Raw genomic sequence first — 20,965 nt, 5'->3', positions numbered from 1 at the left:
GATACCTAAGGAGCGTACAATATGGCCAAGAAAAATACCAAAGTTAAAAAAGATAAACGTCAAAGTATTGATTTAAAGAAACAAATCAAACAGGTTGATGTAGGAGTTTTCGATGGAACATTTGTTTTCACATCACCCTTAACGATTCAGGAATTAGCTCCAAAATTAAACAAAAGCACCAATGAAATTATTATGCATTATTTTAAAAAAGGAATTGTGTACAATCTCAACTCTGTGCTAGACGAAAATGCAATTGGTGAGTTGTGTTTAGAATATGATTTAGATTTTAAAATTGAAAAAAACATTTCAACTGAAAATGTTTTAGAGAACATTAATTTTAATGATGATGAAAAAGATTTGGAAAAACGACCTCCAATTGTAACAATTATGGGGCACGTGGATCATGGAAAAACAACTTTACTAGATACAATTCGAAAATCAGCAGTTGTTGAAGGAGAAGCAGGTGGGATTACTCAACATATTGGTGCATACCAAGTGATGAAAAATAACCAGCTAATCACTTTTATTGATACTCCAGGTCACGAGGCTTTTACTGAAATGCGAGCTCGAGGAGCAAACTTAACAGATATTGTTATATTAGTGGTTGCAGCTGATGATGGGATTAAAATGCAAACTGAAGAAGCAATTGACCATGCTCAAGCAGCAGGCGTGCCGATTATTGTTTTTGTTAACAAAATGGATAAAATTGGTGCGGACCCCGAAAAGGTTATTAGTCAATTATCAAGCAAAGATATTGTGGTTGAAGATTTTGGGGGAGATGTTGTTTGTATCAAAGGTTCTGCATTAAGAAACGAAGGAATTAACGAGTTGTTAGATGCAATTAATGTTATTGCAGAATTAAATGAGTATAAGGCTAATCCTAATCGACTTGCTTATGGAACGGTTATCGAAGCAAACCTTGATAAAGGTTTTGGGCCCGTTGCTACTTTATTAGTTCAAAATGGTTCGTTAACGAAAGGGGATTATTTAGTTGTTGGGGGCACATACGGAAAAATCCGGAATATGTTTGATGAAAATAATAATGAAATTGCCCAAGCATTACCGTCTAAACCTGTTAAGATATCAGGGTTGGATGAGGTCCCTACAGCGGGTGACAAATTTTTATCTTTAAAAGATGAAAAAGAAGCACGTGATGTTGCTTATTCAATTAAACAAAAGAAAATTCGCCTTGAACGTGCAGAAAATACCCAAACCGATAGTGTACGTGAAAAAATTAAGAGTGGTGAATTAAAAAATATTAACTTAATCGTCAAAGCAGATGTTCAAGGTTCGTTGGAAGCTATTCGGGGTATGTTAGATAAGATTGAGATGGATGGTGTTACAACAACATTAATTCGTGCGGCAATCGGAGGAATCACCGAATCTGATATTCGTCTGGCTCAAACATCCCAAGCATTAATTATTGGCTTTAATGTTCGTGCTAACAGAACAATGAAAGAAATTGCAGATGATGCACATGTTGATATTTATAGTTATGAAATTATTTATAAATTCAAAGAGGATCTATTAAACTGAATGAAAGGTGAATTAGATCCAATAAAAGTTGAAGAAGTGATCGGTGAAGCAAAAGTTTTACAAACATGAAAACATTCACAAATTGGTACAATATGTGGGGTGGTTGTTTTAAGTGGTAAAATGAAACGGAATGCTCTTGCTCGGGTAATTCGGGACGACATCGTTATTTATACAAGTAAAATTAATTCTTTACAACACAAGAAGGATCACGTTTCTGAAATGGGCGCTGGTAAAGAGTGTGGTTTAACTATTTTAAACTTTAATGATGTTAAAGAAAACGATATTATTGAAGCGTATGTAATTAATGAAAAAAGTGTTGATGAGGTTCAATAATGTCAACAAAAATTTTAAAACAAGAATCATATTTAAAAGATATGATTAATGATATTTTAGTAACGAAAGTGGAAAATAATCTAGCTAATAAAGCACGGGTTACTTATGTTAAATTAGCATCTGATTTATCCGTAGCGAAAGTATATATTGATGCCTTAAGTCGGGAACATATTGATAATGTATTAGAGGAGTTAAACCGTGTTAAAGGTTTTATTCGTTCTACATTAGCAAATGATTGAAACCGCTTTAAAATGCCTCAATTACTGTTTTTTAAAGACCAAACAATCGATTATGCACAACATATTGAAGATCTTTTAAAGCAAATCAAACAATAAAATAGATTACTAAATTTAAATATTTAGATTTAGTTAATATTTCTTTTCAACTTCAATCCTTCTCATAGTAACATAAGCATATGCTAAAATTATTTGTGCCTCTTATGTGTTTCTTATAAATTCAGAAGTCAAATAATAATTTAAGCCGAGTATAATTCTTTGTACAAGTGAGCCATTATATGCAGATGATATCTTTTAATCCACTTCTCTGTTTAGTTGGTATATGCAGTAGAAAAAAGTTCATATTGGTTTTTGTATAAAAAATTCGCCAATATAAGTATTTATAAAGAAGAAAACACCACCTAAAAAGTGGTGTTTTGTTTTATCTTAAACTAAAGAATATTTGGGGCTAGATTATTTTCGCAAGAAAATAATGAACTGATTTGATGATAAAAAAGCAATTTTTTGTTTATTTATTATTTCGATATCTAATCCATTTTGTAGAATTTTATAAATATGTTTGTAATATTTTATCAATATTAACATAATTAAACAATTCGATTTTAATTTTGCCAAAATATGTTTTATTCAGACAAATATCATATAGGGAAATGTTTTCATAGCATTTTGTAAGGACGGTGCAGAGTATGAAATAATGTGTTTATTGTTTCATTTGGAAGGATTATCTCATGCTCAATATCTTTCTTAGTTTGCCCTAATACACACTATTTTTAGAATATAATTAATATTTAAAACTTATAATGTAATTATGGATATCTTATTTATTAAAATGCATTTATAATAATTAAATAATTTTCATCTATCTTTATGTATTAATAGATCTATTTAAGAGATGATAAAATAAAAAATAATATAAATATAATTGTTAAATATATTAATAGCTATCTATGGCGGATAAATTAAATAGTAAATTTGCTTCAGTAAGATTTTCAAAAATAAATTATAATGAAAAATTATTCATGATGTCTTTCATATTTTCTTGTATATTTTAATGCTTATTTTCGCTTTTTATCTTACAATATATTTCATATATAAAAATAGAGCAGGGTATTTATGCAAAGAAAAAGAAAAATAACACCAGAAGAAAAGCAACTTCGGTTGACTGAATTAACAGATATTCAATATCAAGTAACCCAAGAGTCAGCAACTGAACAACCGTTTACTAACGAATATGATCGTTTTTTTCAAAAAGGAATTTATGTTGATATTGTGGATGGCACACCCTTGTTTTTATCAACATATAAATATAATTCTGGTTGCGGATGACCCGCATTCTCAAAACCAATTACTGCAGATTTAATTAGCGAATATGCTGATAATAGTCACAATATGCATCGGACAGAAGTGCGAAGCAAAAACGCTGATTCACATTTGGGTCATGTTTTTAGTGATGGACCTAAACAGGACGGAGGATTAAGATATTGTATTAACTCTGCAGCTTTAAAATTCATTGCATATGATGATTTAGAAAAGCAAGGTTATGGTGAATATAAATCATTATTAGATAGTGAAGAGTTAAAACGTAATAATTAATATTTGTATCCCTAATTAAGTAGTGTGTTGCTTTAGCCACTACTTTTTGCTTGTTTTAAAAGAATATATATAATGGAAATATTTATGAAAGAATAGGAATTAAAAATGAAAAAATTACATAAAAAATTAATCTTTATGATTTTGAGTGGTACATCTCTTTTAGGTACTATTGCAGCTATCGCAGCTAGTTGCAAATCTGAAAAACAGGAGAAATTAATTAAACAAACCAATCCAAATACAAAAAATTCTAAGGACGAAGCACCTAATAATAATTCTACACCACAACCGCAACCCACACCTAGCGATGAATCAAAAACAAAAAAACCTGATGTTACATTATCTCTTGACCCAGAAACAAATAGTGAAACTAAATCCGAAGTTAAATTAGAACAACAACAAGAACAGAAACAAGAATCTGAAAAGCGATCACCATCTCCAGAACAACCAGAGACGCATAACAATCAAAATAATGATAAACATATGAACCAAGAATCAAATCAGAATAATGGTAATCAACCAGAATTAGCGCCTGAAGAATCAAAGCCAAATAATAAAACTATGGATAATCAGGAAATGTATGATTCACAAATGTTTATTAGTTTTACTAGTCAGAATGCGAATATAGTTGATTTATTTGAGAATCAACCTACTCTATATAGTGTTTTAATATCTAACGATATTGTTCAAGAAAATTTAAAAGTAGAAGGTTATTATTTAATTACTAATTTATTTGACAATATTACAGGTGAACCGATTTTGTCCTTTTATAGTTCAACAGAAGATATTAAAGATAAACGTCCTATCGATGGTTATACATTTGTAGATTTTAAATTTGAAAAAGCAAAACTTGAAAATATATCATCATTTGACGTCGTGGGTATTAAATATGTTGGCGGATCCAAAAAAGATAATTCACAATCTAATCAAGAACACGTCATTAAATTCCAAAACCCTTTAGTTATTCAAGTTCGTAAAACAAACTCAGATGGAGTTTCTGAACTAAGAAATAATAATTATTTAGCTTTAGAAAACGTCATTAAAACCCGAGCGCAAAATTATTTAGAAGCCCATAATGAAATCGTTAAAATTGTTGATGAAATCCATGACAAAAAACAACAAACTACCTTGCGTGATCAATGAATAGCTGCTTATAATAATTTACAAGAAGCTTTTACTAATATCAGTTCAAGTAATACGTTTAATGAAGATTTGTTTATTAAACTATATGAAGCAACTGTTGATTATGAGCAAAAACCATTAAAGGTTAGATACCAAAATTTATTAGAACAGTTGAATAATTTACTAACCGAAGTAAATGCCAAATCCGATACCGAACCAAAATACAAAGAAATAAAAGCAACATTAGAAAATGCTTTGAACGAAGTTCAACAAAAAATTAATCAGGAAAGTTGAAATACTGATTATAAAAATGCGATTGAAAAGTTAACTGAAATATTAGGCAATGTTAATTAAATCCAACAATATAACTATAGGATAAGTTCATCTTTTATCAAGGAATTGAATTAATACTTAAGTTAGATTAAGTGTTTTTATTACTATAAATGATTTTCTTTTATGAATTTATGTTGCAAAGACTGTTGGCAAGCCTATTAGAAAATTAAGCAAAAGAATTTTCATATTTTTGTTTTAAACAAGTTTATATGCTCGTTGTTATTGCATAAGCAAAAAGTTACTAGTGATTCACAAGTGACCAAAAAGATAGATATTTAAAGTTATTATTTACCCAATATAAGGATTAGGAACTTATAAGCATCTTAGGTTGGTAGAGAACACGTAAAAGTAACTGAGTTTTGTTTTAATAATTAACTATACTTGAATTTATAAAAAAAAGCATAAGACTTAATCTTATGCTTTTTAAATTCTCTATAAAGATAAGAAAAACAGTAGCAAGCTACTGTTTTAATGTTCATCATATCAAATAAGCCGTGTTCTGTACTCTTAATGAGTGTTAATTATTTATCTATAAAATAAACAGTAGTTTATTTTATCTAGAAACCACTTATGATTCGTGTTTTCTAATTCCCTTACCAAAATTTAGGTTTCTTGCTTGCGGGGTTTACCAACGTTTCATCCCTTTAATTTCTTAAAGATTCGTCCCTGTGGCACTTTTAGATTGTTATTCCATATATTTTTTTAAATAAAATACTTAGGCTTAACAATAGCCGTCATTGATGAACACAATGCTATGCTTTATTAATTATACATACAACAAACACTACAAGGATTTCCACCTTGTGCAAGCACGGACTTTCCTCTATTAATAATCAATAACGATTTTAACAGCAATTAACTATGATATGGATTAGTTTTTGTTTATAAAAATATTTTTTAAAGTTTAATTATTGTTTGTATTACTTGTTGAAGGTTCGTTTTTGAAACGATATTTTTCTTCAATATTTTCTTCCTCAAAACCGTTAGGAAAAATATTTGTTCTCACATTTGGATTATTTTTATTTAGTTCTTTCAAAGCTTGACGGTATGAAGTTTTTTGGTCTTTACCACCACCAAAAATTAAATCGTATTGTGGCAAATTATATGTTCCATATAAACCGTTATAATCAAAACCTTCTGAACGTAATGCTCCAACTAAACCTGTGGATGTGAACCGCGTTGCAGTGTGGTATACACCAATAACTGCGTTATGTTGGTTACGCATCGATGAACCACTTGCTCCTCCGAATGGTTCATAATCACGTGGCATATATTGCAATCCGAATGAAACGTATTGCTTACCATCATGAGTTGTTAGGTATTTATCACCATTTCGTGGAGAAGCGATGAAAGCGTCAGATACCCCAGGTTTATTCAGGAATGAACGGTAACCAACTTGATAACTGAACCGACCACCTTTAGCTAATTCTTTTGCGTGTTCTGCACGCTCTTCATCGGTTGTTCCTACTTCTGGTAAAACCAATTTATCAAAGAATTCATATTTACCATTAGTTCATAGTGAAGTTGATCAACGAACTCAATTTTTAACTCGTTCTTCATCGTACTTACCAAAATAGAAATCTTCAATTGCCAAGGGGTAACCTAGTAAGAAGAATTGGTCTCCAGTATATTTATCAAAATCGGCTTTTAATAATGGTGCTTGGTTTTCTTTGTTACGAGAAAGATAATCGTAATCTAAAAATTTAATTTGTTTATCTGTTTCGTTAGCGTAATTGTTTGTTAGTGCTTCAGCGACTTTAGCATTGTTATTGACAATATTTTCAGGCACCACATTGTTTTTTGAAATGATTGATCATTCATTGGGTTTAATTTTACTAAAATCAACTTCAATAACTGCAAAATCTAAAAATTCTTTTCTATCTTTAAATTCTTCTTTATATTTGCTAGCTAAGTAGTCACTTGGGTCCTTTTCCAAAAAATCAGTAGCACTGTAGACAACTTTAAAGATTTCACTAATTCGGGTTGTTTCCTCTTCAGTTTTAAGATCTGTTCCAATTATAAATGTTGAAAAATTACTATCGTGTTCTGTCAAAGTGAATTTTGTTTGTAGAGGTGGATTTTTGTTTAGACGTGACAAACTAACGCCTCGCGTATTGTTACGCAATAAATCTGCAACGTGCAAGTTTGTCCCAAAATATCATTTAGTTGGGTATGAGCCATCAGTTGTTTTTTCGTAGTCTAAAATTCATACCGTTCCTCGAGATGTTGTTAATGGAAACTTTGAGGGATCAGATGTTGGGATATTTGGATTTTCTTCATTACCTTTTATATAACTTTGGTTTTTATTAGTAAAAGAGATTCCAAAAGTTTGTTCACCCATTGTTTGGTATTCTTTGTTTAGTAAAACTCGGGCAAGTCCTTTATTTCTATACTGGTTTCGGTTGTATGAGTCTACTCAAGACGGACCCTGACCAGGGAGTTTTTTGGCAATTGATAAGCCATCAAACTCTCCATCATTATTATAAACAGGTAGTGTGTAACCTTTAAATGCTTGATTATTGTAAGTATCTAAACCTAAATTTTTAGCTTTTTCGTCAAATTTAGTCTTTTCTGTACTAGTAACTGCAGCGAGATCTGGACGAACTTGATCGATAGATTCGTTGTTAAGTTGACGTTTTAGTTGATTTAGATAGTCTTCATTTTCATAAGCTACTCGTTGTTCAGGAGTATAACTTGTTAAGTAATTGACACGCTCTTGTTCTTTAGTTGCGGTTTTTTCATCAATAATTATTCCGTCTTTATCAACCAAATAAGGTTCAGTTTTAAAACCACTGATTTCTAAATCTTTTTCAACAAATGTTTTAGTTTTGTTATGAACGATTTTTAGTTTCAAGGTTGCATGACCGGTTTTGACAGAAATATTTTGTTTGGCATCGTTGTAATCAGGTTTAACTCCGGTAACAAGGACTGAAAATAAATCTGCTTTTGGTCCAGTTAGTTTAATTTTAATTTGATTTAAATCTTCTAAATCTCAAATATGAAGTTTTGATTTGTCTGGGTTACCATCGAGAAATTGGGTAACTTCTAATGCTAGTTCATTGACTCAATTTTTAACGTCTTCACTTGGTTCAGCGTTATTTAGTTCTGTACTGCTATTTTGGTTATTAGGCGTAATTGTCGAATTAGCTTCTGATGCATTTTTATCATTGTCAGGATTATTTGGTTTAGTATTAGGGTTATTAGGTAATGTATCGTTTGGCTTATCATTTGTATTTTTTTGCGCACAAGACGCAGCAATCGCGGCAATAGATAAGATTGTTACACTAAAACCTGTCAGTGCGTATAATATTTTTTTTGTATGTTTTACTTTTTTCATTATTCGTCATCCTTTGGATTATGCTACATCAATATTAGCTGTTGGATTATCTTCTTGAACAGCAAAATTACTTTGAAGTATTTGTTTTGTTTCTTCATCTCCGGCGTTGTATAAGACAGGGTTGTTTTTAACACCACTTGAATCAGTGTATTCTCGTAAGACTCGTAAATTAGCAATACCTTCACTATTTAATGGCTCAGTCCCTTTAATAACTTTAATACGTTTTGTATCCTCGTTATTTGAGAAAAAGATTTTTGTTCGTGGCATTTGGGGTTGTTCTTGGATCATAATTTCTTTAAATTGAGCGTGATTTAATTCATCGGTTGTAATTTCAAATGTTGCAGTGTCGTTTCTTAATCACAAGTATTTAAGTTTTCGCGTCCCATTTTCTGGTTTTTTGTGGTCTTGGAAAACAAGGCCACGCAGTGATTTTAATGATGTACGCGATAAATCTAGCCCTCATGGATATGAATTACCGCCTTGATTGTGATCAGGTTTTAACCCTGAGCCCATTTCACCTTGAAAGAAGGGCTCGTTATTTCGGACGAAATAGGCCATTCTTAAACCATAGTTAATTCGATTAAGTTTTAAAGCAAGTGATTTCTCATTCTCTTTAACATCTGATTGGTAAAAAGCAAGCGATGTAAATTGGATTCGTGTTCATGGGTGATAGCCATTACCATATCCACTAGGGGAGTTATAGTCATTAGTGTTAATTCAATGTACATTTTTTAAGGCTCAAGGGTTAATACGTCATGCTTCATCATAAGGGAGTTCATTAGTATATAGACCTAGTTCTTTAATTTCTTCTTTTTCCTCTAATGCAGCTAAAGCGCTTGTATCCTTCTTAACAAAAAAGAATTCAAGTTGTAATATTTTTTTAGGAAGAGCTTTTATAATGTGAACAAAAGCTTGATTAGCGTCTTTTGAACCAATATTTAAGAAACGGTATCCCTCAATTGTAACATTATCTTGTTTTAGTTTTTCTATTACATTAACAGTTCTTTCGTAGGCCCCTTGTTTAGATACATCAATTGTTAATACCCGACCTTCATTTCTTTTGTCATTTTCAGGATTATTTCTAGTAAGTTTATCAAAATTAATTCCGTCAATATTTTCAGAGTTATAACGAGCGTTATACTCAGTATCTACAGTTTTAGTTCACCCTTCATAGGTCCCGTCAATTAAGTTTTGTGGTGTTCGATTGTAATATGAGGAATATCCAAAAATTCGACGATTTGCGTTGTCATACTCTAAACGAGAAGTAACTTTGTTTGTTCCTGGCAGAGGATTGGAACTGTAACTGTTTATTTCTCCTTTTTCATCGATATATGAGTTTGAATCATCCAGACTATGACCATCCCGAATCGCTTTTTCAGCATCCTTTGATAAAGTGGTGAATTTATCGAAATCTAAATAAGAAACAATTTTTATGATTTTTGCAACCGATTTAGGAGTTTGGGGTAACGGATCTTGTGGTAAGTTTTTCAATTCTTGAATTTTTTCGGGTGGCGTTCCATCAATAACATATTTTTCTCAATTTCCATATCAAATAAGTCTTCAGTATTTATCAGATAAACTTAAAAAAGGGTTATCCCGCGAAAAATCATTACGATCATATTCATTGTGTCCATTAGTTAAGAAATATTTAGCTAAATTTTCTTGAGTAGCGTTTCGTACATAGTCTTTTTCTAGGGTTGGACTAAATGTATTTTTTTTGAAATAACTTGTTGATTTATCAACTTGTTTTTTGATGAATTCTTTTGATGGATCAAAATTTACAACATCAGGAACACGTTCAGAAAGGTATGGATCAGGATTTTTATTAACAATACCTGCTTCCTCATCACTTTTAAAATATAAACGATTAGGTTGCGGTTGTAATGTTACTTTTTCGGTTAACCCATCTACTTCGACATCTTTTTCAATCTGAGGTGGAAAAACTTGTAAATCTTTTGGTAGTTCTGTCTCAGTAATATCTTTTGGAGTAAGTTCATCTTCTTTAGTTATTTCATGAATTGGTTCTAAAATTTCTTCAATGGAAGGTTTTTCTTCTGGCTTTAAAATAGGTTCTTCAGGAGCAGGAGTAACTTCTGGTTCTTTTGGAACTTCTGGAACAACTTCTGGTTCTTTTGGGATTTCCACCTCAGGCACAGTTGATGGTGGGACTACTTCTTCAATCTCTAACTTATCAGTAATCTCAACTTTATCTTCATTGTGCTCGTTGATTTTGGTATTTGGTTGTGCTGGAGTAATTGGTTTGGAGATATTAATCTCATTAATTCCGTGATCATAGAAATCTGCGTTCTGAACGCGCGGATCAAGAATTTCCTGGGTAGCAGAATGTTTATTTAAACCCAATGTCGCTGCAATTGTTGAAGCAATTACTGCCGTTGTTGCGATGATACTGAGTGCTAGTTTGTGTTTTAATTTCATAAATTTCAACACTCCTTTCTTTAATGTATTTGCTGAATTTTATTAAATTAATTTAATCATTTATTTTGTTAGTATTTTTGTAATGATTTATTTCATTGATTATTTAGGTTTTATTATTATATAACAATTTTTACGCAACCTCAAAACTATGTTTTTGCACATTAACAACAGTTGTTGCATAGCCATTGTTTTCTAGAATTTTTCTTAAATCACTTGTATCTTCCTGATCAATTAGAATCGGTCGGGAATTAATTCCATTGACAGCGTATTTCAAGAATAGTCGTAAATTATTTGCACCGGTTGAATTTAAAGTCATATTTTGGGTGTTAGTAATTAAAAGTTCACGGGTTACATCTCCATTTGAAAACATAATTTTTGTGGGCGGCATTTGCATTGGTGAATCATCAAGTACATCAAAATGTGCATTATTTAGTTCATCAACATCAAGAGTATAAATTGAACTATCATTAAAGAAGTGAACACGTTTTAAGACACGTGGTTTGTTCTCTGGTTTAAGTTCATCGCTGAAGACTAAACCACGCAAACTTCTCAGTTGCTTGATACGTGACAAATCAAGCCCATTGGGGTACGAATTATTTCCTTCATTATTGTCAGGTTCAAGACCGCTGCCAAATTCACCCTGAAAGATTTTTTCGTTGTTACGAACTCAATAAGCCATTCTCAATCCTCGATTAATACGACTTAAATCAATTTGGTTATTATTTATACTTACATCCGCTCGGTCAAAGACTAGTGTATTGAAAATAATCCGCGAAATTGGTGAAACATTATTTGCAAATTTTCCAACTCGGTATTCCATTGTATTAACTCAAGCAACATTCTTAATTGCTCATGGGTTAATACTTCATTCTTCATCGACTGCCGATTGGTAAGTTGTATAAATTGATAATTCATCAATTTGCTTGTCGCGAATTGCATATAATGCAGATGTATTATGGTTTTCAAAGAATAATTCTAGTTGAGGGAGTTTAGAGGGCAGGATGTTTAAAATTTGATAAACTGTTTGTTGATGATCATCTCGACCAATATTTAGAAAACGATAAGATGTAATTTCTTGATTAGCATTCTTTAGATTATTAATAATAGCTACTGCTTTTTGATAAGCATTTGGATGTGCTAAATCAAAACTTACTTGGACACCCTTGTTACGAAGTTTTTTATCTAGTTTATTACGAGTTAGTTTTTTAACTATTATGCCTTGGTTCGGTTCAATTCCATATGGCTTATAATCAGCAGTAATATCAACTGAACTTCAACCGGGATATTCACCTGCTCGAATTGCATCGTTATTAATTCTTCCATCTGGTGAATCATATCCAAATGTACGATATTCACGGTTATCACGTTCTGCCGCATCACGCGCGTTATTAACTAAGGGGCGTCAACCGTATGACTCTATTTCTCCATTTTCATTAATAAATATATTATCTTCATCAATTGTATACCCTTTTTTCAGCCATTCATTAGTTGTTTTACTTGGCCGTTTTAAAAATTTTGATGAATCAAGATAGGCGATAATTCGAGCTAGACGTAATCAATATTTACGCTTATCTTTTTTTGCTTCTGCAACACTGGGGAATTTATCATAGTTAGCTTGCCCTTCTGCTGTTAAGAAATCTTTAACTTTATCTGTTAAAACAAAACGACCAATCCGATCATTAAGATAGCTTCATTGAAAATTTACACCTGCTGCTTGCGGATCTAAATTATTTAGCGCCTCTATACTTGGCTGGTTGTAAACTTTTAATAAAATTCCTTCCTCGCTATATACAGAGCCAGCTGGACCAATTTTATAGACATCTGGTTGCAGTATTGCATCCTTTAAACCAAGAACACCAATTCGAGTGTTTTCATCGATGATTTCTTTTGTTAAATCATCGATTCCAGTCATTCGCGGACCCGGTAGTGCGGTGTAATTAATGCGATTTGCAATATCACTATCGGATTCAAAACGTTGTCTTTCAGGTGGTCATGTTACAGAAACATAAACTTTTAAATTACCAACTGAACGGACAACTTTATTTGGTTTAGCAACATCAGATTCCAAATGTTCAGCTGTAGAAATTGATGGTGCTTGATTAATTATTTTGTTGTTTTCAGGTTGAATAATCGGCTGAACCTCTTGGACTTCAGGTTGAGGTTCTAATTCAGGTTTAACTTCTGTAAATTCTTCTTTTTCTGGATTATTAACTATAGGCGTATTTGACTCTACAATAATTTGATCATGGGTGATTAATTTATTTTCGTTAGGATTAATTAATAATGGTGTTTTAATTGGCGATTCGGGTTGTATTTGATGTTCTTTTGGTATATTACGATGGGGCGTTACTGGTTTATTTGTAATAAGTGGTTTAATTTGGTAATCATTAAAAACTTGGTCTGGTACAACTTGATTACCATAGAAATGTTTATTTTTTTGGTAATGCAAAATAACTGGAACACTAATAGCAGTTGTTAACGCAATTGCAAGAGTAGTGGTTGTTAACGCAATTTTTGGTTTTAATTTCATAGATTACCTCCTAATTCCTTATATTATATAAAAAAGTTTATTTGCGATAATAACTAATTAGATATACGAACCTATATAAGGATAAAAATGATAAATATTTTCATCTTTTTTATAATTTTAATTAAATTTTGACCAATTAGATAAATGAGAAATTTTTTTATATTATAATTTAAACATTATAAATAAGGATATGATAAGTATCTACGTAAAAAAAGAAAGATGAGGGAATATGCCCAATACATTTTTAACAAATAACTTGGGTCTTGTTGGCCAAAAAAATTTAAAAAGAAAAAAATACTCAAAAATTATTAAAAATAGTATTAGTTACGCTTTCTTGGGGATATACCTTGCAATCAGTTTAGCAATTTTATTTACCTTAGATAAATTTCTTTTTGGTGTAAAACAATCAACTGGTTTGACAAATGTTTTTGCATTTGATAATACGCGGTTATATTTCGAAAGTGCTGCACAAGTTACGAAAGCTGCTATTTTATTTTTTAGTATCTTTTTAAGTTTGTACTTTATGTACGCGTTATTTAATAAATCTTATTTCAAAGTTAAACACCATTGATGACTTCTAGGTTTATATGCTGTTTTATTTATTGTAAGCATTGGATTATATTTCGGTTTTGAAATTAAATCCTGAAAAGATGTCTTTGGGGTTAGTTTTTTATTTCTAATCCTAGCAATTATTAATTTATTTGGTTTTATTTTCGTAAAAACAAAGGAATTAAGTATTAACCTAGATTTTTACAAAAAACGGGTTTTTAATTATTTATCACACACATTTCTGATTTTATTAATTGTAATTGGAATCGGAATGTTAGGGGGTTTGAGTTTTAATGATCAACCTTTTGATCTTATAAAAGCAAATTTTGTTCAAGAAACAAAAACCCTAGTAGCAAACAAAGTATATGATGAATTCAACAATTTAGCTTACACACTAAATCATCCTGGTTATGCTGTTTTATTATTTGTTGTTATTTCACTATTAATTACTTTTGTTGTTGGAGCAAATTTAGTATTTATTGTAAATTTTAAAAATGCTTTAAGATGATTAAAATCAAAAGCAAACATCTTCGGATTTGCGATAGTAATTTTTTTAGCGGTTTTCTTTTACTTTTCAGTAATAAGTTTTAATGATAATAAAGAAAACTTATATCGTTCATTTATGAATAAAGAAAGTTTTGATTTAGTCTACGTAAACATTGTTTTTAGTATACTTGCAATTATATTATTTATCACATTAAGTTGGTTTAAAAGTACTAAAAATTGAGTACAAAAAAACATTTTTAACATTTTCTTTGCGGTTGAAATTATTCATTGATTAATTACATATCTACTTATCGCAAATCAAACTAATGAAGAACAAAACTTTATTTTAATTTGATTAAGCGCATTGACACTTTTGATTAATTTCGCAAATTACACAAGCATTACACGAGAAATATCACAACGTAATAAAATTTATTTAAGTATTTTCTTGATGTTAATTGTCATCATTATGAGTGCGAATGCAGCAAATGAATGATTAACACGATACCAAAATGATTTACAAACAAATCATTATTTAACATTATGAAATGCAACATTCATCCCATTAATGGTGTGTAGCACTTTATACACTATAGTTTATGGTTTAATATACTTTATTAAACAAATTAGAACATACCAAATTAATATGTATTTAAAGAATGAGAGATAGCGAAATATGAAAAAAGATAATCAGGAATTCCAAGCATTCAAAGAAAATGCACGGGTAGAAGCAAATAAAACTGGTTTAAATGGTGTTTATAAGCGTTTTTATGAGGCTGTGCAAAGTGATCGCTTTGTAAGTTTTGAAAGTTTAATTAATACAGCATTTTTAGATGCAAACTTAGTTTTTGATGCAAAAATATTAGAAAACTTAAAAGAAATAATTAAACAAGGAATTAAAAGTAAAAAAGATTTAGTTACATCAAGTTTTGTTGTTGCATTTGCTAAACAACCAAGTTTTAGTTTAATTAAAACTTACCCAACACTAAAAAGCAGTGAATCTCCAACAACAGATAGTATATCGTTAAAAAATAGTAATAATGATCAAAATTTAAACACTTTACTTACTGCGTTTGATGCATTAATTCATGAATTAGTTCTAGTTCAAAACAAATTTGTTGAAGTTGTTGAAGAAATTATTGTATACCAGCAAAAAGACACGGGAGCTTTGAAACTAGTGTTTAGCGAAAATGTTTTTAATTAATAAACTTTTGTGTATTACACTAGATAGGTATTTTTATGAATCTAAAAAAGAAAAAAGAACTATTAATTAACTATGTCAAACTAAACGACATTGTTTCTTTGAATCGTTCGTTATCATTGATTGCAATCCAGCAATTAATGAAAAAAATTAATAAACAAGAAAATAACATTATGACACATATGTCATTGTTAAACCAAGTATATGATAAAGATACGAACCAAATAGTTGAACCGAAAACTTTGTATATCTACTATGAGGCAAATGAGAAATTTACATCCGATTTCTATAACACTATTAAAGATTATTTAAGTACTCACTTTGAAAAGAAAAAGGATGCGCTCATTACAATTGGTAGTCGAGCAAAAGATTTTGCGGAACATCAGTTACAACAAACACCAGTCTTATCATTTCCTGATAAAGCAGATTTTAAAGAAATCGCTACTCAATCAGGTTTATTAGCAAACCTATTATTAACTAGACAAACAATTAATCGAGTTGTATTTTTGGTACGGTCAAATAAAATTAATGACTTACAAGCTGTGATGTTTCCGGTTGATGAATTCAGTTTTACTTTTAGTTTAAGTGAAGATAAAATCAGTAAATGAACTAACTTTAACAATCAAGGTTTTAAGTTTTATGATAATGTTACAAATTTTAAAGATAACGCTTTAGTTTCTTATTTTCAAACTACTTGTTATTTATTATTACTAGAATCATCATTTATTGTTTTTAAAAATAAGTTAATCAATGAAAATAAGATTCTTAAGGATTTAGAAATTCGGATCAAAAAAGCTAAAATGAGTTTAAACCGTGCGGTACGGGAAGCAGAAATTCAAGAAATAAACTTAATCCATGACAACAAGAAATAAAGGAAGTAAGCATAATGAATAATGAACAAACTTTGCGCACCGTAATTATTAATACATACGATAATGCTTATGTTTATGCTGATAAAGTAAAGATTGCTGTAAATATGCATAATGAAGATACATGGTTGCCTTTACAAACTAATCATGTTTCTTCTTTAAAATACGCAACTTACAAACTAAGTAACAAAAATAATGAGGATGTTATTTTTCATTTATGAAATGGGATTGTAACTGTTATAGAGAATGAAATCATTATTAATACCACGGATGATTTGATTTTTTATACTTCTAACAAGAAACTATATTTAACTAACCAAAAAAATCAAGATAATAGTGATTTACAAGCACGAATGAAATTGTTAATGAGTCAGGATAAAGATAAATTAACTTATATGCAAGAGTTAGAACTTGCTGAATTAGGTTGGAAAAACTATGTGTCTGTAATTAATGCTAATTTATATTTAATTAATAAAGAGGAGTAGAGAATATATGAAAAAAATAAAAAAACTTTGATTATCTTCTTTTGGTATTGTAGCTCCTTTAACTCTTCTTGCACCACTTACAATTAGCGCTAATGAAGCTAATACAGAGAATGAACCCAGTCAACCAACTCCCCCGCCAGCAACGCCACCTAAACCAAAAACCGATGAGGAGTTAGCAGAGCTTCAAAAAATTTTAGTGGAAGAAAATCAGACTCATTTAAAAGCTTTATTAAAAGCTTTAGTTAAAATTGCTGAAGATTTAATTGGTGAACTCGAAAAACGTGAATTTGACCCCGAAAAAGATGAATCTGAAGATAAATTTAACAAGTATAAATTACAGCGTCGTTTTTATTTGTATAAAGTTAAAGAATTTTTAGATACGAACTTGGAAGCAATTGAACAAGATCCTAAAAAATTCGGTTTTATTATTTTAGCTCCTAATGTTATTGCATACAATAAAGAATTTAACCAAGGGAAAATTAACATTTTTAACGAAGATTATAGTAATTCTTTTTGAGGTTTTACGAAAGAGTCTGATTATGCAGATGGTTTAAATCCATTTCATAATTATCAAAAAGAATCTGATCCCCAAAAAATTGCGAAAGCATTAAACGAATATGATGAAAAGCAATTTAAAAAATTTATTGGCGATTATTACCAAAATTTATACACCCGTGGTCGATCAATCTTCTTTTCTGAAGAAGATAATCCTGTATTAGATGAAAATTTTAAAATTGTTAACTCTGCTGATTCATCAGGTTTTCAAGCGACTAACCCTATTATTGACGATGATGCGATTGAAACCTGAGATCACTGGATTATTAATAAAATTGCAAAACGTTTCACAATTTTTGATTTAGAACAAAATAATAAAATTATTGAACCTCAACAAGAAAAACCTGATCAAAAAGAAGAGATTGAAAAACCGGATATACAGGATCCAGAAGTTGGACGACCACCAGAAGGTGAGAAAATTCCTAATATTGATTCTAATAAACCGAATGTCATCGACAAAAATGATGTTGAATTTATTAACGAATTAAAACAAGTTGATGTTTTTTTACATCCAAGTATTACTCCCGAAACATACCGCGAATATGTTAATAAATTTAATGAAAATCCGTCAGCTCCAGAAGTACAAAATTATTTCTTAATCAATTACCCTTTGAATAATTTTATTGAATATAAGGTTGTGAAAGCTGAACTTAATAGTGATGATGAAATTGTTGTTACTATGAATATTTGAAACAAATTTCAAAATAAACAACTTGCATTTAATGAAAAAGAAAATTCATACCAAATTATTGTATGAAATACGAATAAGAAAAATATTAGTAATTATTTAAGTGTTAATAATCAGTTTAATTCCAGATACAACCAAAACTATTACCAACTAGTATATGCAATAAACAGTAATTTAAACGCTTATTTCTTTGACCCAATTAAAAATACAACTAGCTTCCCTGATGGAATTGAATCAATTGGTGAATTATTTAATTATATTGACCCAGATAAACTAGCACTAGAATCCAAAATAATTCCAACAACCGTTACAGAATTAGAAAAAGATGTAGATGCAACCAACACTTCAAGAATTAGTCTTGATGATAATAATCAAAATAAATCAACGGATACAAGCGACATAGAAAATAAAACAAACAAACCTCTAACAAATCCCCAACTAAATAGTCGTATTATCAAAGTTTTAAATAGTTTATATACTTATTACTATCGAATGGTTAATTTAAAATCATTTCAAACAAAAATTAATGAAATTATTAACCAGAATTATAAGAACGATTTAACAGTTAATTCTTTAGCTACGGTCAACCAAGAGGCTGTTGATCTTCTTCTAGAATACTTCAAATATATTCGCCTTGAAAATGTGAATAAAAATAAAGATTCTAACCTAATGCTAACGACAATTCAAGACTTTGAACGTTTGTTTAATATTGGATTAACAATCAAGCAAAGTCCTTATAAAAATGAGTTAGAAACAGTAACACGTAAATTATTAATTCAATATAACCGCTTAATTCAGGAAGCAAAAAAAGTTAGTTTAAGCAAAAGTTTAAATAACACAACTTGGTACAACCAAATTACGAGTTTATTAACTCATGCTAAAAAAATCCCCTTGCAGTTACGAGAGATTAACGACACATTAACATCTGTTAAGGATGATGCCGCGTACAATAAAATAGTTATTGATGCAATTAGTAAATTACAAACTTTATTAAACCAGACTCACACGAATGATCATCACGCAGAAATTATTGCTGGTGTGTTCACAGGGATTGTATTAATTATCGTATTGATGGGTTTAACAATTTATTTTCTCAAAAAAAACAAAAAAATAACAAAGGTTAAGGAGTCATCTAAATAATGTCTAATTCTAGTCCGAAAATTATTGCTATTTACGATTATGTCGTACTTGCAGAAGGGAATATTGACTGAAAAGAACGTCAAAGTTTCCAAATTAAAAATAAACCCCACACAAACGCTATTGTCTTAACCGCAACCACTAGCCAAGCGTATCTTTTGGTAGACAGTTACGCAAATGACTTTAACGTTGGGGATGAATTGGTCGCTAACAACCACTATAACCAAGTGAGTACATCAATGGACTTTTTTGGTCATATTATCGATATTAACAACCAAATTCTGGATGAACCAGAATTAAATAATAATGTCCATTTTGAACCAACATTTGCAAAGACGTTTGATATCGCAAGTGATATGATGCACCGTAAACGTTTAGATCGTCAATTATACACAGGAATTCATGCAATTGACTTATTTAATCCCATTGGATTAGGCCAACGTGAATTAATTCTTGGTGATCGACAAACCGGAAAAACGCATATTGCATTGAACACAATTATTAATCAAAAAAATCAGGATGTAAAATGTATTTATGTGAGTATAGGTCAAAAACGACAATCATTATCTTATGTTTATAATACACTAAAAAAATATAATGCTCTTGATTACACAATGATTATTGACACTCCATCAACATCTGCGTTTCAACAATACCTTGCACCTTATGTTGCAATGGCTCATGCTGAAAATATTGCTAAGACCCATGATGTATTAGTGATTTATGATGATCTAACTAAACATGCAAATATTTATCGAGAAATTGCATTATTAACAAATAAACCGATTGCAAAAGAGGCATATCCTGCTGATGTTTTCTACGCCCACTCATCACTACTTGAACGTTCTGGAGCTTTTATTGATAAAAAAACAATTACTTGTTTACCGATTTTATCAACAATCGATAATGATATTACATCTTTAATCTCATCAAATATTATTAGTATTACTGATGGTCAAATCGTAATGAACTCAAATATGTTTGCAAATGGCCAGTTACCTGCTGTAGATGTTGATTTGTCTGTCTCTCGGACTGGTTCATCAGTACAGACTCGTGCAATTGCAAAAATTGCTAGCAAATTATCTAAAATCTATCGTGCGTACCGTAAACAATTAAAATTATCAAAAGTTCATTATGAGTTTAATAATGAAACGAATATGTTAATGATTAAAGGGGAACAAATTCAAAACTTCTTGCTACAAAAGAACTTTGTTTTGCACTCACCAATTGGTTTAATTATCGCTACAAAAGCTATTGGGTGAGAATTGTTAACTAACAAGTATGATACAACAAAATTTATGAAATTCCTTTCCCTATTAATTAATAACGATAAGCGTGCTAACAAAATTTTCGCAGCAATTATTAATGAACAACCAATTGATGAGCAACTAGCAAAGGCGTACTTTATTAGTGTTGCAAACCAATTTTATAAAACAGTAGGTGTGGAATATAACATTAAAAGCAAACTTAATACTATTGGTTTAGCTGACGAATTACTTACAGCACTTGTAGATAAAGTTGTTAATCGGTAAGAAGAGGAAA

General features: G+C 30.3%; 13 protein-coding genes and 1 other RNA gene. 10 read left to right on the top strand and 4 right to left on the bottom strand.

Going from position 1 to position 20,965, the window contains the following annotated elements; all coding sequences use genetic code 4:
- Positions 1-21: 21 nt before the first annotated feature.
- The 4 genes from infB to OF377_RS00295 all read left to right on the top strand — a co-directional run bounded on the left by infB (position 22) and on the right by OF377_RS00295 (position 5,171).
- Positions 22-1,869: a translation initiation factor IF-2 gene (infB, locus tag OF377_RS00310; protein ID WP_263835913.1), complete on the top strand. Its 1,848-nt coding sequence runs from the start codon at positions 22-24 to the stop codon at positions 1,867-1,869.
- Positions 1,869-2,204, top strand: coding sequence for a 30S ribosome-binding factor RbfA (gene rbfA, locus OF377_RS00305; protein ID WP_263835912.1), 336 nt, complete (start codon positions 1,869-1,871; stop codon positions 2,202-2,204). Before infB ends, rbfA begins: the two co-directional genes overlap by 1 nt.
- 1,014 nt (positions 2,205-3,218) lie before the next feature.
- Entirely contained in the window at positions 3,219-3,698 is a 480-nt protein-coding gene (gene msrB, locus OF377_RS00300; RefSeq protein WP_263835911.1) for a peptide-methionine (R)-S-oxide reductase MsrB, read from the top strand.
- A 105-nt stretch (positions 3,699-3,803) separates the two neighbouring features.
- Entirely contained in the window at positions 3,804-5,171 is a 1,368-nt protein-coding gene (locus OF377_RS00295; protein WP_263835910.1) for a Vmc-like lipoprotein signal peptide domain-containing protein, read from the top strand.
- Between the two features lie 462 nt (positions 5,172-5,633).
- On the opposite strand, the gene rnpB is transcribed toward OF377_RS00295, so the two are convergent.
- The 4 genes from rnpB to OF377_RS00275 all read right to left on the bottom strand — a co-directional run bounded on the left by rnpB (position 5,634) and on the right by OF377_RS00275 (position 13,453).
- Positions 5,634-6,018: RNase P RNA component class B (gene rnpB, locus OF377_RS00290), an RNA gene on the bottom strand.
- A gap of 36 nt (positions 6,019-6,054) precedes the next feature.
- Complete coding sequence (gene mip / locus OF377_RS00285; RefSeq protein WP_263835909.1) at positions 6,055-8,487, bottom strand: Ig-specific serine endopeptidase MIP; 2,433 nt, start codon at positions 8,485-8,487, stop codon at positions 6,055-6,057.
- 18 nt (positions 8,488-8,505) lie between these two features.
- Complete coding sequence (locus OF377_RS00280; protein ID WP_263835908.1) at positions 8,506-10,923, bottom strand: putative immunoglobulin-blocking virulence protein; 2,418 nt, start codon at positions 10,921-10,923, stop codon at positions 8,506-8,508.
- Between the two features lie 130 nt (positions 10,924-11,053).
- The gene (locus OF377_RS00275; RefSeq protein WP_263835907.1) at positions 11,054-13,453 is read right to left on the bottom strand and encodes a putative immunoglobulin-blocking virulence protein; all 2,400 of its coding nucleotides are present in this window, start codon (positions 13,451-13,453) and stop codon (positions 11,054-11,056) included.
- Between the two features lie 229 nt (positions 13,454-13,682).
- Here OF377_RS00275 and OF377_RS00270 point away from each other — a divergent pair, with 229 nt between their 5' ends.
- The 6 genes from OF377_RS00270 to OF377_RS00245 are packed head-to-tail and all read left to right on the top strand — an operon-like array spanning position 13,683 to position 20,955.
- Positions 13,683-15,158, top strand: a complete 1,476-nt coding sequence (locus OF377_RS00270) for an MSC_0624 family F1-like ATPase-associated membrane protein (protein ID WP_263835906.1) — start codon at positions 13,683-13,685, stop codon at positions 15,156-15,158.
- 6 nt (positions 15,159-15,164) lie between these two features.
- Positions 15,165-15,692, top strand: a complete 528-nt coding sequence (locus tag OF377_RS00265; RefSeq protein WP_263835905.1) for a DUF2714 domain-containing protein — start codon at positions 15,165-15,167, stop codon at positions 15,690-15,692.
- A gap of 35 nt (positions 15,693-15,727) precedes the next feature.
- Positions 15,728-16,561, top strand: coding sequence for an MSC_0622 family F1-like ATPase gamma subunit (locus OF377_RS00260; protein WP_263835904.1), 834 nt, complete (start codon positions 15,728-15,730; stop codon positions 16,559-16,561).
- A gap of 14 nt (positions 16,562-16,575) precedes the next feature.
- Positions 16,576-17,043, top strand: a complete 468-nt coding sequence (locus tag OF377_RS00255; protein ID WP_263835903.1) for an MSC_0621 family F1-like ATPase epsilon subunit — start codon at positions 16,576-16,578, stop codon at positions 17,041-17,043.
- A gap of 7 nt (positions 17,044-17,050) precedes the next feature.
- Positions 17,051-19,426 carry an MSC_0620 family F1-like ATPase-associated subunit gene (locus OF377_RS00250; protein ID WP_263835902.1) on the top strand — a complete coding sequence of 792 codons (2,376 nt, stop codon included), beginning with the start codon at positions 17,051-17,053 and terminating at the stop codon, positions 19,424-19,426.
- A complete protein-coding gene (locus OF377_RS00245; RefSeq protein ID WP_263835901.1) occupies positions 19,426-20,955 on the top strand; it encodes an MSC_0619 family F1-like ATPase alpha subunit in 1,530 nt (509 codons plus the stop codon). Before OF377_RS00250 ends, OF377_RS00245 begins: the two co-directional genes overlap by 1 nt.
- The last annotated feature ends 10 nt before the right edge of the window (positions 20,956-20,965 follow it).

This window comes from Ureaplasma sp. ES3154-GEN (assembly GCF_025780075.1).
Classification (GTDB): Bacteria; Bacillota_I; Bacilli_A; order Mycoplasmatales; family Mycoplasmoidaceae; genus Ureaplasma.
The sequence above is the reverse complement of the archived record's forward strand: the minus strand, read 5'-3'. Positions and strand labels throughout refer to the sequence as shown.